This is a genomic window from Pseudomonas sp. AN-1 (genome assembly GCF_034057115.1).
Lineage (GTDB): Bacteria > Pseudomonadota > Gammaproteobacteria > Pseudomonadales > Pseudomonadaceae > Geopseudomonas.
The window spans coordinates 1910297-1924108 of record NZ_CP139195.1; the positions used below are offsets into that span (position 1 = coordinate 1910297).

10 protein-coding genes are annotated in these 13812 nt (G+C 72.2%); all 10 read left to right on the forward strand.

What is annotated here, in order from left to right; genetic code table 11:
* The first annotated feature begins 58 nt into the window (after positions 1–58).
* The 10 genes from SK095_RS08735 to SK095_RS08780 all read left to right on the forward strand — a co-directional run bounded on the left by SK095_RS08735 (position 59) and on the right by SK095_RS08780 (position 13756).
* On the forward strand, positions 59–1018 hold the full coding sequence (locus SK095_RS08735) for an AAA family ATPase (RefSeq protein WP_136487967.1): 960 nt from the start codon (positions 59–61) through the stop codon (positions 1016–1018).
* 10 nt (positions 1019–1028) lie between these two features.
* Entirely contained in the window at positions 1029–1976 is a 948-nt protein-coding gene (locus SK095_RS08740; protein ID WP_320548596.1) for a DUF58 domain-containing protein, read from the forward strand.
* Positions 1973–2482: a DUF4381 domain-containing protein gene (locus tag SK095_RS08745; RefSeq protein ID WP_320548597.1), complete on the forward strand. Its 510-nt coding sequence runs from the start codon at positions 1973–1975 to the stop codon at positions 2480–2482. The genes SK095_RS08740 and SK095_RS08745 overlap by 4 nt, the downstream gene beginning before the upstream one ends.
* Positions 2475–3485, forward strand: a complete 1011-nt coding sequence (locus tag SK095_RS08750; RefSeq protein WP_320548598.1) for a VWA domain-containing protein — start codon at positions 2475–2477, stop codon at positions 3483–3485. Before SK095_RS08745 ends, SK095_RS08750 begins: the two co-directional genes overlap by 8 nt.
* Positions 3482–5242, forward strand: a complete 1761-nt coding sequence (locus tag SK095_RS08755; protein ID WP_320548599.1) for a VWA domain-containing protein — start codon at positions 3482–3484, stop codon at positions 5240–5242. Before SK095_RS08750 ends, SK095_RS08755 begins: the two co-directional genes overlap by 4 nt.
* On the forward strand, positions 5239–6903 hold the full coding sequence (locus SK095_RS08760; protein WP_320548600.1) for a protein BatD: 1665 nt from the start codon (positions 5239–5241) through the stop codon (positions 6901–6903). The genes SK095_RS08755 and SK095_RS08760 overlap by 4 nt, the downstream gene beginning before the upstream one ends.
* A gap of 137 nt (positions 6904–7040) precedes the next feature.
* Positions 7041–8372: an allantoin permease gene (locus tag SK095_RS08765; RefSeq protein ID WP_320548601.1), complete on the forward strand. Its 1332-nt coding sequence runs from the start codon at positions 7041–7043 to the stop codon at positions 8370–8372.
* 107 nt (positions 8373–8479) lie between these two features.
* On the forward strand, positions 8480–9670 hold the full coding sequence (locus SK095_RS08770; RefSeq protein WP_320548602.1) for a hypothetical protein: 1191 nt from the start codon (positions 8480–8482) through the stop codon (positions 9668–9670).
* A gap of 234 nt (positions 9671–9904) precedes the next feature.
* Positions 9905–11650, forward strand: coding sequence for a hydantoinase B/oxoprolinase family protein (locus tag SK095_RS08775; RefSeq protein ID WP_136488722.1), 1746 nt, complete (start codon positions 9905–9907; stop codon positions 11648–11650).
* 21 nt (positions 11651–11671) lie between these two features.
* Positions 11672–13756 (forward strand): hydantoinase/oxoprolinase family protein, encoded by a 2085-nt coding sequence (locus SK095_RS08780; RefSeq protein WP_320548603.1) that lies wholly within the window; start codon positions 11672–11674, stop codon positions 13754–13756.
* Positions 13757–13812: the final 56 nt, after the last annotated feature.

Sequence of the window (13812 nt, forward strand, 5' to 3'; positions counted from 1 at the left end):
GATTAAAGTGGAGGCCGAGCCGGCGCCCTGCGCCGATAACCCCCTGCCGAGTCCGGACATGCCCCATCGTGATGCGCTGATCGCCCTGCGCCAGTACCTCTCCAGCCAGATCCTCGGCCAGGAGCGGCTGGTCGAACGCCTGCTGATCGCCCTGCTCGCCGACGGCCACCTGCTGGTCGAGGGCGCGCCGGGGCTGGCCAAGACCAAGGCGATCAAGGACCTCGCCGCCGGCCTCGAGGCCGAGTTCCACCGCATCCAGTTCACCCCCGACCTGCTGCCGGCGGACATCACCGGCACCGAGATCTACCGCCCGGAAACCGCCACCTTCGAGTTCCAGCGCGGGCCGATCTTCCACAACCTGGTGCTGGCCGACGAGATCAACCGCGCCCCGGCCAAGGTGCAGTCGGCGCTGCTCGAGGCGATGGCCGAGCGCCAGGTCAGCATCGGCCGCAGCACCTACGAGCTGCCCGGGCTGTTCCTGGTGATGGCCACGCAGAACCCCATCGAGCAGGAAGGCACCTACCCGCTGCCCGAGGCGCAGCTCGACCGCTTCCTGATGCACGTGAAGATCGGCTACCCGGACGCCAGCGTCGAGCGGCGGATCCTCCAGCAGGCGCGCGGCGAGGCCATCGGCGGCGAGGCGCAGCCCGAGCAGCTGGTCAGCCAGGAGGCGATCTTCGCCGCCCAGCGCGAGATCCTCGGCCTGTACATGGCCGACGCGGTGGAGGAGTACCTGGTGCAGCTGATCATGGCCACCCGCCACCCGGCGCGCTTCGACGCCGAACTGGCCGAGTGGATCGCCTGGGGCTCCAGCCCGCGCGGCTCGATCGCCCTCGACCGCTGCGCGCGCGCCCACGCCTGGCTGGCCGGGCGCGACTTCGTCAGCCCCGAGGACATCCAGGCGGTGCTGTTCGACGTGCTGCGCCACCGCGTCATCCTGTCGTTCGAGGCGGAAGCCGCCGGCGTCGACCAGGACCGCGTGGTACAGCGCATCCTCGACCAGGTCGCGGTGGCCTGAGGCGCTGGCCATGTACGCCGACATGCTGCCGCCGGGAGTGATGGTCAGCCTCGCCGAACTGCTGGAGATGCGCCATCGCCTCGACGAGGTGCAGCTGTTCTCCAGCCCCGGCCGGCGCAGCCCGCTGGTCGGCCTGCACCACTCCAAGCTGCGTGGGCGCGGCGTCGACTTCGACCAGGTGCGCGTCTACCAGGCCGGCGACGACGTGCGCAACATCGACTGGCGGGTCACCGCGCGCACCCAGGAGCCGCACACCAAGCTGTTCCACGAGGAGCGCGAGCGCCCGGTGTTCCTGCTGGTCGAACAGAGCCCGCGGCTGTTCTTCGGCAGCGGCCTGTGCTTCAAGTCGGTGCTCGCCGCCCAGGTCGCCGCGCTGTTCGGCTGGGCCGCGCTGGCCCACAACGACCGCATCGGCGGCCTGGTGTTCGACGATGCCGGCAGCAGCGAGATCCGCCCGCGGCGCAGCAAGCAGAGCCTGCTGCAGCTGCTCGGCCGGGTGGTGCGCGCCAACCAGCAGCTGTCCTCGCGCGGCAGCGAGCCCGCCGCCGGCGACGGCCTCGGCCTGGCCCTGCGCCGCGCCCGCGAGGTGCTGCGCCCGGGCAGCCTGGTGCTGGCGATCTGCGACGAGCGCAGCCTGGTGGACAGCGCCGAGCAGCAGTTCGCCCTGCTCGCCCGCCACTGCGACCTGATCCTGCTGCCGCTGTCCGACCCGCTCGACCACGCCCTGCCGGCCGCCGGCCTGCTGCGCTTCACCGACGAGCACGCGCGCCTGGAGCTGGACACCTCTGACGCCGAGCTGCGCCAGGCCTGGCGCGAGCGCGGCGAGGCGCGCCAGCTGCGCTGGCAGCGCCTGGCGCAGAAGCTCGGCGTGCTGCTGCTGCCGCTGTCCACCCAGCGCGACCTGATCGAGCAGCTGCGCGAACAGGTCCTGCCGCACCCGCAGGCGCAGCCGGCATGAGTCCCCTCGACCGCCTGGCCGAACCGCTGCTGCCGGCGCCGCCGCCGTTCTGGCCGCCGGCGCCCGGCTGGTGGCTGCTCGTCGCCCTGCTGCTGGGCGGGTTCGCCCTGCTGTGGCGCCAGCGCCGGCGCCTGCGGGCCTGGTGGCGCGACCTCGACGCCCCGCCGCCGTCGCCGGCCGGCGAGATCGACCCGCAGCGCCAGGCGGCGCTCGACGAACTGCGCGGCCTGCCGCGGCCCTACGACCGCGCACCGGCCGGCCCCTGGCTGCAGGCGCTCAACGGCCTGCTCAAGCGCCTGTGCCGCGCCCACTATCCCGACAGCCACAGCCACACCCTGAGCGGGCGCGCCTGGCTGGCCTTCCTCGACAACCGCTGCCCCGCCGCCGGCCTGACCCGCTGGATGATCCTCGTCGAGGGCACCTACCGCGCCGACTGCCGCCTCGACGACAAGGCCATCGACGGCCTGCAGCAGGCGGTGGAAACCTGGATCCGCAAGCATGCTTGAGTTCGCCTGGCCGTGGATCGCCCTGCTCCTGCCGCTGCCCTGGCTGCTGCGCCTGCTGCTGCCGCCGGCCGACAGCGGCGAGGCGGCGCTGCGGGTGACCTTCCTCGACGAGCTGGAGAACCTCGGCGGCAAGCGCGCCCGGCCGCGCCTGCCGGGCTGGCGGCGCCAGGCGCCGTTCGCCCTGCTCTGGCTGCTGCTGGTGCTGGCCGCGGCGCGCCCGCAGTGGCTGGGCGAGCCGCTGCCGCTGCCCTCCAGCGGCCGCGACCTGCTGCTCGCCGTCGACGTGTCCGGCTCCATGGACTACCGCGACATGCACTGGCAGGGCGAGACGGTCAGCCGCCTGACCCTGGTGCAGCGGCTGTTCGGCGAATTCGTCGCCGGGCGCAGCGGCGACCGCATCGGCCTGATCCTGTTCGGCAGCCAGGCCTACCTGCAGGCGCCGCTGACCTTCGACCGCCAGAGCGTGCGCCAGTGGCTGGAGGAAGCGGTGGTCGGCATCGCCGGCAAGAACACCGCCATCGGCGACGCCATCGGCCTGGCGGTCAAGCGCCTGCGCCAGCGCCCGGCGGACAGCCGCGTGCTGGTGCTGATCACCGACGGCGCCAACACCGGCGGTGAGGTGGCGCCGCTGACCGCCGCGCGGCTGGCCGCCGGCGAGGGGGTGACCCTGTACACCATCGGCATCGGCGCCGACGCCGAGCAGGCCGGCGCGGTCGGCCTGTACGGCCTCAACCCCGGCCTCGACCTTGACGAGCCGCTGCTGCGCGAGCTGGCCGCAGTCACCGGCGGCCAGTATTTCCGCGCCCGCTCCCAGGACGAGCTGCGCACCATCGCCGAGACCCTCGACCGCCTGCAGCCGGTGCTGCAGACGCCGACCACGGTGTACCGCGCCACCCCGCTGTATCCCTGGCCGCTGGCCGCGGCTGTGCTGCTCAGCCTGCTGCTGGTGGCCCACGAGCTGTGGCCGCACGGCCCGCCGCCCCTGCGCCGGAGGCGGCCATGAGCAGCCTGCTGCCGCACCTGGCCCGTCCCGCCTGGCTGCTGCTGGTGCCGCTGCTGGCCTGGCTGCTGTGGCGCCTGTGGCACCGCAAGCGCCGCCTCGGGCGCTGGCAGGCGCTGCTGCCGCCGGCCTTCCAGGCGTGGCTGCTGCATGGCGGGCGCGGCCGCCAGGATCGTCTGCCCTGGCTGCTGCTCGGCCTGGCCTGGCTGCTCGCCCTGCTCGCCCTGCTCGGCCCCGGCTGGAGCGCCGAGGAGCAGCCGGCGCAGAGCCGCGGCGACCCGCTGGTGGCGATCCTCGAGCTGACTCCGGCGATGCTCGCCGAGGACATCACCCCCAACCGTCTGGAAGCGGCGCGGCGCAAGCTGCTCGACCTGCTCGCCGCGCGCGGCGAGGCGCCCACCGCCATCGTCGTCTACGCCGGCAGCGCCCACGTGCTGGTGCCGCTGTCCAACGACCTGGCCACCGCGCAGAACCTGCTGGCCGCGCTGACTCCCGCGCTGATGCCCGAACCCGGCCAGCGCGCCGACCTCGCCGTGCAGCGCGCCCTGGCCCTGCTCGACCAGGGCGCCAACGGCCACGGCCGCCTGCTGCTGCTCACCGGCGCCCTCGGCCCGAGCGAGGAGGACGGCATCCACGCCGCCCTCGACGGCCGTGCCAACCCGCTGCTGCTGCTCGGCGTCGGCACTCCGCAGGGCGCTCCGGTGCAGCTGGAGGACGGCGGCTTCCTGCGCGATGCCAGCGGCGCCATCCTGCTGCCGCGCCTGCGTGGCGAGCAGCTGGCCGGCTTCGCCGCCGAACTCGGCGGCGGCTACAGCACCCTGCGCCTGGACGACGGCGACCTCGCCAGCCTCGGCCTGCTGGCGCGCCGCGCCACGCGCGCTGACCAGGCCGAGGGCCTGCGACCGCTGTCCGGCTGGGCCGACCAGGGCCACTGGCTGCTGCTGCCGCTGCTCCTGCTGGCCGCCTGCGCCGGCCGGCGCGGCTGGCTGTTCGCCTTCGCCCTGCTGCTGGTGCAGCCGCCGCCGGCCATGGCCTTCGAACTCGAAGACCTCTGGCGGCGCCCCGACCAGCAGGGCATGCGCCTGCTCGAGGCCGACCAGCCGGCCGCCGCCGCGCAGCGCTTCCGCGACCCGCAGTGGCGCGGCATCGCCCTCTACCGGGCCGGCGACTACGCGGCCGCCGCGGCCGCCTTCGCCGCCGGCGACGATGCCGCCGCCCACTTCAACCGCGGCAACGCCCTGGCCCGCGGCGGCGAACTGGAGGCCGCGCTGGAAGCCTACGGCGAGGCGCTGCGCCGCAACCCGCAGCTGGCCGTGGCACGGCGCAACCGCGCACTGGTCGGGCAGGCGCTGAGCGAGCGGCAGGCGGCCGCCGAATGCGCCGAGCAGGAGGCCGCGGCGCGCCGCGCGGAGGCCGAGCGCCCCGATCAGCCGGCCGCCGGCCTGCGCCCCGTGCAACCCGAGGCCGGGGCCGAGCGCTCCGGCGAGGAGCGCGGGCCCGGCGCAACCGCCGCCGAGGCCGGCCCGGCCGCCAGCGCCGTGCCCAGTGCCGGCGCCTTCGGCAGCGGCAGCGCCGAAGAGGAGCTGCTCGAGTCCGCCGGCGCCACGCCCGCCGCCGTCGGCGAACCCGCCCTCCCCATTCAGGGCGAGCAGCGCCAGGCCCTCGAGCAGTGGCTGCGGCAGATCCCCGACGACCCGGCCGAACTGCTGCGGCGCAAGTTCTGGTACGAACAGCAGCGCCACCAGGAAAAACCGCGATGACCTTTCCGACGCCCCGCGCCCTGCGCGCCCTGATCCTGCTCGCCGCGCTGGCCCTGCTGTCGCTCGCCCGCGGCGCCCTGGCCGCCGAGCTGCGCGCGCAGGTCGATCGCCACGAGCTGACGGTCGGCGAGATCGTCGAACTGACCCTGCAGAGCGACGACCCGACCCTGTTCGGCCGCCCCGACCTGAGCGTCCTGCAGGCGCAGTTCGAGGTGCTCGACACCCGCCTGCTGACCCGGCCGGCCGAGAACGGCGCGCCGGGCGACCTCGACAGCCTGCTGGTGATCGGCCTGCAGCCGAAGCTGGCCGGGCGCCTGCGCATCCCGCCGCTGCAGGTCGGCGAGGCGTTCTCCCCCGCCATCGAGCTGGAGGTGCACGAAGCCGCCCCCCGCGCCGGCAGCGAAGCCCTGGCGCCGGTGTTCGTCGATGCCCACCTGGACGAGGACAGCGTCTATGTGCAGGCCCAGGCCATCCTCACCCTGCGCGTCTACCACTCGCTGGCGCTGTACGACGACAGCCGCCTGAGCCCGCTGGAGCTGGCCGATGCGCGGGTCGAACCGCTGGGCGCCACGCGCACCTACGAGACCCTGCTCGACGGCGTGCGCCACGGGGTGATCGAGACCCGCTACGCGCTGTTCCCCCAGCACAGCGGCGAACTGCGCATCCCCGCCCTGCTGTTCAGCGCCACCGCCCTCGCCCCGGGCGAGGCCGGCGCGCAGCCGTTCGGCCCGCGCAGCGGGCGGCCGGTCCAGGTGCGCTCGCCGGAGCTGACCCTGCAGGTCAAGCCCAAGCCGGCCGACTATCCGGCCGGCACGCCCTGGCTGCCGGCGCGGGTGCTGACCGTCAGCGAGCACTGGAGTCCCGAGGAGCAGCGGGTGCAGGTCGGCGACTCGCTGACCCGCAACCTGCTGGTGCGCGCCGAAGGCCTGGCCAGCGCCCAGTTGCCGGTGCTGGACATGCCGGTGCAGGAGCACTGGCTGCGCCGCTACCCGGAGCAGCCGCGCCTGCACAACCGCGTCGGCGAGCACGGCCTGACCGGCAGCCGCGAGGAAAGCAGCGCGCTGGTGCCGACCACCCCCGGGCGCATCGAGCTGCCGGCGCTGGAGGTGGTGTGGTGGAACACCGTCGAGGATCGCCTGATGCGCAGCCGCCTGCCCGGCCGCACCCTGGTGGTGGAGGACAACCCGAACCTGGTCGATACCCCGCCGGTGGTGCCCGGCGAGCTGGCGAGCCGCGAGGCGCGCCTGTGGCCCTGGCAGCTGGCCACCGCCATCTTCGCCCTCACCACCGCGCTCGGCTTCGGCCTGTGGTGGCGCGCGCGGCGCCTGCCGGCGGTGATCCGCGCCGCCGCCAGCGGCCCCAGCCCGCGCACCCTGCAGGACGACCTGCGCCGCGCCTGCCAGAGCAACGACCCCCACGCCACCCGCCAGGCGCTGGACGCCTGGGCGCGCCAGCAGCCGGAGACCCTCGCCGACATGGCCGCGCGCTATGTGCCGCTCTCCGACGCCCTCGACGGCCTCAACGGCGCCCTGTACAGCGCCAGCGGCCACTCCTGGCAGGGCGAGGCGCTGTGGCAGGCCGTCGGCAGCCTGCCGCCGGCCAGCAACGGCAACGCCGGCCCGCCGCCAGCCGGCTCGCTGCCGCCGCTGTATCCGCGCTGACCCCCGGCGCGGCAGGCGCCGCGCCGCCGCTGTGCACCCTTCGACAAAAACCCGGCCCCGCTGCGGCAAGCCCGGCGGCGGCGTTTTTTCTACTGTCATGACCTCTCGTTTCTTCCAACAACAACAAGAGATCTGTCATGGCCGGAAAACCTGCAAACCAGCATTCGGGTACCGATAGCGCGGTACCGCTCGATCAACGCTTAAGCCGCGGCTCGCTGACCATGGCCTGGTGGGGCATCTGCAGCGCGATGTTCTACCTGGTGGTCGGCGCCGCCCTGGCGATGGGCTTCGGCACGCGCAACGCGATCGTCGGCCTGCTGCTGTCGGTGGTCTGCTACGGGGCGATCAACGCGGTGATCAGCCGCTACGCCATCGCCAGCGGACTGTCGGTGGCGCAGTTCTCGCGCCATCTGTTTGGCCGCGCCGGCGCGGCGCTGGCGGCCCTGCTGTTCAGCGCCACCGCCATCTACTACGCGGCCTTCGAGGGCTCGGTGATGGCGGTGGCGCTCAACCACTACGCCAGCGCGGTGAGCCTGGAGCAGGCCTACCTGCTGGTGGTGGTGTACAGCGTGCTGCTGATCTTCGGCCGCGCCATGCGCTGGCTGGACAAGCTCAACGGCGTGCTGCTGCCGCTGTACCTGCTCGGCCTGGTCGCGGCGCTGCTGGTGGCGGTCGACCAGTACGGCTACTCCGCCGCCTGGCTGGAGCTGGCGCCGGAAGGCGGCGCGCCCGCGTACGGCTGGTGGAACTGCTTCACCTACTTCATGGGTGTCTGGGTGCTGATGATGTACACCTGGGACTACGCCCGCTTCGGCCGCCCCGAGGACAGCGACTACCACGCCCGCTTCAACTTCGGCATGCCGTTCTACGCTGTGGCCTTCCTGCTCAACGGCCTGGCCGGGATCTTCCTCGCCGCCACCATCCCCACCGAGGGCGGTGTCAGCGAGGTGTCGGTGGTGCTGTCGATCGTCCAGCTGATGGGTCTCTGGGGCCTGCTGTTCGTCTGGGTCACCCAGACGCGCATCAACACCGGCAACTTCTTCCTCGGCGCCACCAACCTGCAGGCACTGTGCGCAGGCCTCGGCGGCCGCGCACCCTACATGGTGTGGGCGGCGCTCACCGGCCTCACGGTCTACCTGCTGATGCGCTTCGACGTGTTCAGCTACATCCTGCAGGCGCTGGCCTGGCAGAGCATCTTCATCGTCGCCTGGGTGGCCATCGCCCTGGCGCACATCCTCGCCGCCCGCGGCGCACCGCCAGCCGCCGACGCCAGCCTGCCGGCGTTCAACGCCCGCGGCCTGCTGGCCTGGTTCGCCGCCGCGGCCACCGGCATCGTCCTGCTCAAGGTCGGCGACGCGACCCTGGCGACCTTCTCGGCGCCGGTCACCTTCGTGGTCGCCTTCGCCGGCTACCGCCTGCTGGCCAGCGGCCGGCGGCGCGCCTGGTCGGCCGGCGCCGACAGCCTCTGAGCCCGCGCAGGCGCCGCCTGCCCGACTCCCCCATCACGGAACGCGCCGCTGCCGGCGGCGCGCTTCCGGTGTGCCCGCAAAACAACGACAACACCCGGAGACACCCGATGCGTCACCCGCTCACCCGCCGCACTTCCCTGCTGCTGTGCCCGCTGCTGGCCGCGCCGCTGCTGACCGCCTTTGCCCTGCCGGCCGCCGCCGTGCAGGTCACCGACAACCTCGACCTCGGCGGCGCGATCCGCGGCCGCCTGGACTACGACCCGGACCGCGACATCGCCGAGTTCGGCTTCGACACCGCCTTTCTCACCGCCACCTACACCTCGGACAGCTGGATCGGCGCGGCCAAGTACCGCTTCTACGGCAAGCACCGCCCGTTCGACTACACCGACAAGATCGGCGACATCTCCTTCGCCGAGTACGCCTGGCTGGGCTACAAGTTCGACGCCGAACGCCAGGTGCAGGCCGGCCTGATGCCGATTCCGTTCGGCCTGCAGCCCTACTTCGGCAGCACCTTCTTCGAGTCGCTGGGCAACGTGATCGGCCTCGAGGACACCCAGGACATCGGCATCAAGTACACCCAGAAGAACGCCGACTGGGACCTGCAGGCCGCCTGGTTCGCCATGCCCGCCGAACAGGGCAAGGGCACCAGCCGCGGCGGGCGCACCTACGGCACCAGCGTGGCGACGGCCGACGCCTACGTGGTGGACGGCAGCGACAACCACGAGGAGAACATCGTCGTCGCCCGCCTGGCGCGCAACCTGCAGCTCGGCGACTGGGCCTCGGAAGTCGGCGTGTCGGCGCTGGCCTCGACGCTGGAGAACCAGGACACCGGCAAGGACGGCGACCGCCGCGCCTTCGCCGTGCACTACCTCGGCCAGAACGGCCCGTGGGGCGTGCAGCTGCTCGCCGCGCGCCAGTCGATGAGCCCGGAGAACCCCGGCAGCGACCGCCTGGTGTCCTTCGGCAGCTTCGACGGCACCTTCAACGTCGCCGCCAAGGGCAACCTGTACGTCGCCGACCTCAGCTACGCCCTGCCCGGCCAGTACGGCTGGTTCTCCGGGGTGAAGTTCTATGCCAACTACAGCCACTTCACCAAGGACGCCAGCGGCTTCGAGGACTCGCAGCGCTTCATCGCCGGCAGCTCGTTCACCTTCGGCCCGCTGTGGATCGCCCTGGAATGGCTGCACGGCAAGCACGACCCGTACATCGGCGGCGGCAGCTACACCCAGAGCCTCGGTGCCGGCGGCAGCGACCGCTGGGAAAACCAGGTGTACAGCAACGTCGGCTACTACTTCTGAGCCACCGCAGCGCCAACCCCTAGTTGTGTAAATCTAGCCCCCTGTTCAGGCCAGCCTCGCGCTGGCCTTTTTTTCGTCTGCACCAGCGGCAACCCACGCACGGCCGAGTGCACGCAGACGCAACAAAGGGTGCGCCCCGCGACAAGCCCGCCCGCCGCGCGCCGCGTAGCTTGTAAGCCAGGGCGGAGCCTTGCGGGGCCGCCTCTCCGACAACAACAAGATGTGTGGTGAACCATGAGTACAGTAGATCCGATCACCCTCGCGGTCGTGCGCGGGGCGCTGGAAACGGCCCAGCGCGAGATGACCCTGACCCTGGAGAAGACCGGCCGCTCCAGCGTGTTCAACCTGGCCCACGACTACTCCAACGCGCTGTTCGACCACTTCCCGGAAATGATCCTGCAAGGCCAGGACATCCCGATCCACCTCGGCTCGCTGATCCCGGCGATGAAATGCGTGGCCGAGTTCTTCGACGGCGACATCGCCGAAGGCGACGTGATCTATCACAACGACCCGGCCTACAAGGGCAGCCACATCCTCGACTGCTGCATGTACAAGCCGGTGTTCTACCAGGGCGAGCTGGTGTTCTGGACGGTGTGCAAGGGCCACCTCACCGACATCGGCGGCCCGGTGCCGGCCGGCTACAACCCGGACGCCAAGGAGATCTACGCCGAGGGCCTGCGCATCCCGCCGGTCAAGCTGTGGGCCGGCGGCAAGCGCCGCGAGGACGTGTTCAACCTGCTGCTCACCAACATGCGCGCCCGCCCCTACCAGGAGGGCGACCTCAACGCCCAGTACGGCGCCTGCTGCGTCGGCGAGCGCCACCTGCTGGAGCTGGTCGAGAAGTACGGCGTCGCCCAGGTGCGCGCCTGCATCGCCGAGCTGAAGAACATGGCCGACCGCCACATGCGCGCCCTGCTGCGCGACGTGCCGGACGGCCACTACAGCGGCACCGCGATCCTCGAGGACTCCGGCCACGGCCTCGGCGAGCTGGCGATCACCGCCCACGTCGAGATCCGCGGCGACGAGGCCCACGTGCGCATCGAAAGCCCGCCGCAGGTGCCCTACTTCATCAACTCCTACGAGGGCAACTCGGTGTCCGGCGTCTACCTGGGCCTGATGATGTTCGCCCAGGTGCCGCCGCCCTACAACGAGGGCCTGTACCGCTGCGTCAGCGTCGACCTCGGGCCCAAGGGCACCCTGTGCAACGCCGAGGAGCCGGCGCCGCACGTCAACTGCACCACCACGCCGATGGAAACCCTGGCCGACGCCGTGCGCCAGGCGCTGGAGCAGGCCGCACCCGAGCGCGTCACCGCCTCCTGGGGCCACGCCAGCGGCATCAACATCGCCGGCCACGACCCGCGCCGCGAGGGCGACGAGTACGTGACCATGGTGCTCGCCTCGATCATCTCCGGCGCCGGCGCCAACAAGGTGATGGACGGCTGGCACGCCTGCGGCCCGCTGTGCTGCTTCGGCGCGCTGATGAGCGGCGACATCGAGCTGCTCGAGTACTCCTACCCGATCGTCATCCACCGCTACAGCCTGATGAGCGACAGCGGCGGCGCCGGCGAATTCCGCGGCGGCTCCGGCACCCGCCTGGAGATCGAACCGCTGGAGCACGAGATGACCGTGGTCGGCTTCGGCGAGGGCCGCCAGCTGGCCACCGCCGGCGCGGCCGGCGCGCGCAACGCGCTGATCGAGCCCAAGCTCGGCCGCCTGATCCACCGCCGCGCCGACGGCGAGGAAACCCACTACATCCAGAACCCAGTGCTGACCGTGCGCCCCGGCGAGCGGGTGATCAACGTCAACCCCGGTGGCGGTGGCTACGGCGACCCGCTGCGCCGCCCGGTCGCCGCGGTCCTCGACGACCTGCGCAACGGCCTGGTCTCCGCCGAGGGCGCCCGCCTCGAGTACGGGGTGATCGTCGACGCCGACGGCCATCTCGACGAAGCCGCCACCCGCGCCGCCCGCGCCCCCCACTGAGCACTGCTGAGGAACATCGACATGCGTAACCAATATCGTCTGGGCATCGACGCCGGCGGCACCTTCACCGACTTCATCCTCGCCGACCGCGACGGCGGCGTGCAGCTGTTCAAGGCGCCGTCCACCCCGCAGGACGGCACCCTGGCGATCCGCGCCGGTCTGGCGCAGATCGCCGACGCCGTCGGCCGCTCGCCGGCCGAGATCATTGCCGACTGCGACCTGTGCATCAACGGCACCACCGTGGCGCTCAACGCGCTGATCGAGCGCACCGGGGTCAAGGTCGGCCTGCTGTGCACCGAGGGCCACGAGGACAGCCTGGAGATCCGCCTCGGCCACAAGGAGGAAGGCCACCGCTACGACGCCCACTACCCGCCGGCGCACATGCTGGTGCCGCGCCACCTGCGCCGCCCGGTCGGCGGGCGCATCCTCAGCGACGGCCGCGAGTACAGCCCGCTGGACGAGGCCGCGGTGCGCGAGGCCATCGAGTACTTCCGCGCCGAGGGCGTCGAGGCGGTGGCGATCTCCTTCGTCTGGTCGGTGCGCAACCCGGCCCACGAGCTGCGCGCCGCCGAGATGGTGCGCGCCGCCCTGCCCGGGGTGTTCGTCTGCACCGGCGTCGAGGTGTTCCCGCAGATCCGCGAGTACACCCGCACCTCCACCACCGTGGTCAACGCCTACCTGAGCCCGGTGATGGCGCGCTACGTCGAGCGCATCGACGCGCTGTTCGAGGAGCTCGGCGCCCAGCAGCCGGTGCGCTACTTCCAGTCCAACGGCGGCCTGGCGCCGGGCGGCATGATGCGCGAGCGCGCGGTCAACGCGATCAACTCCGGCCCGGCCTCGGCGCCGCAGGCCGGCCTGTCGGTGGCTAAACCGTTCGACATCGACAACGTGATCACCGTCGACATGGGCGGCACCTCGTTCGACATCACCCTGACCAATGCCGGACGCACCAACTTCAGCAAGGACGTCGACTTCCTGCGCCAGCGCATCGGCGTGCCGATGATCCAGGTGGAGACCCTCGGCGCCGGCGGCGGCTCGATCGCCCACCTCGACGAGTTCGGCATGTTGCAGGTCGGCCCGCGCAGCGCCGGCGCCAAGCCTGGCCCGGTGTGCTACGGCAAGGGCGGCACCGAGCCGACGGTGACCGACGCCAACCTGGTGCTCGGCTACCTGCCCGACGGCGCCCTGCTCGGCGGCAGCATCCGCCTCAACCGTCAGGCGGCGCTGGACGCCATCCGCAGCAAGATCGCCGACCCGCTGGGCATCAGCATCGAGCGCGCGGCCTACGGCATCACCACCCTGGTCAACCTCAACATGGTCAACGGCATCCGCCGCGTGTCCATCGAGCGCGGCCACGACCCGCGCGACTTCGCCCTGATCGGTGCCGGCGGCGCGGCCGGCATGCACGTGGTGCGCCTGGCCGAGGAGATCGGCATCCACACCGTGCTGATCCCCAAGGTCGCCTCCGGCCTGTGCGCCTTCGGCCAGATCCTCTCCGACATGCGCTACGACCAGCTGACCACCCTGCCGATGCGCCTGGACGCCGGCCACGTCGACCTCGCGCAGCTCAACCAGGCGCTGGCCGAGCTGCGCAACAAGGGCCTCGACAACCTGCGCGAGGACGGCTTCGCCGCCGACACCATCGAGTGCCACTACACCCTGGAGATGCGCTACCTCGGGCAGATCCACGAGTGCAGCGTGGAGCTGGCCAGCAGTCGGCTCGACGAGCAGGGCCTGGCCGCACTGTGCGACTCTTTCCACCGCCGCCACCAGGCGCTGTACTCCTACAGCGAGCCGGGCAGCCCGGTGGAGCTGGTCAACCTGGAGTGCTCGGTGATCGGCCGCCTGCCGCGCCCGCCGCTGCCGGAGCTGCCGGTGCCGGCCGAGGTCGGCGAGGCCGCCCCGTCCAGCCTGCGCAAGATGCTGTTCAGCGCCGACGGCGACTGGCAGGCCACCCCGGTGTACGACGGCAACCACCTGCAGGCCGGGCAGACCGTGCAGGGTCCGTGCGTGATCGAGGAAAGCACCACCAACATCGTCATCCCGCCGGGCTGGCAGGCGACGCTCACCCCGTCGGCCACCTATGCGGTGACTCCAAGGACTTGACCACCCGGTCACCCAGGCCAATGATGGCGAAATAACAGTGCGGCAGGGACTTCCCT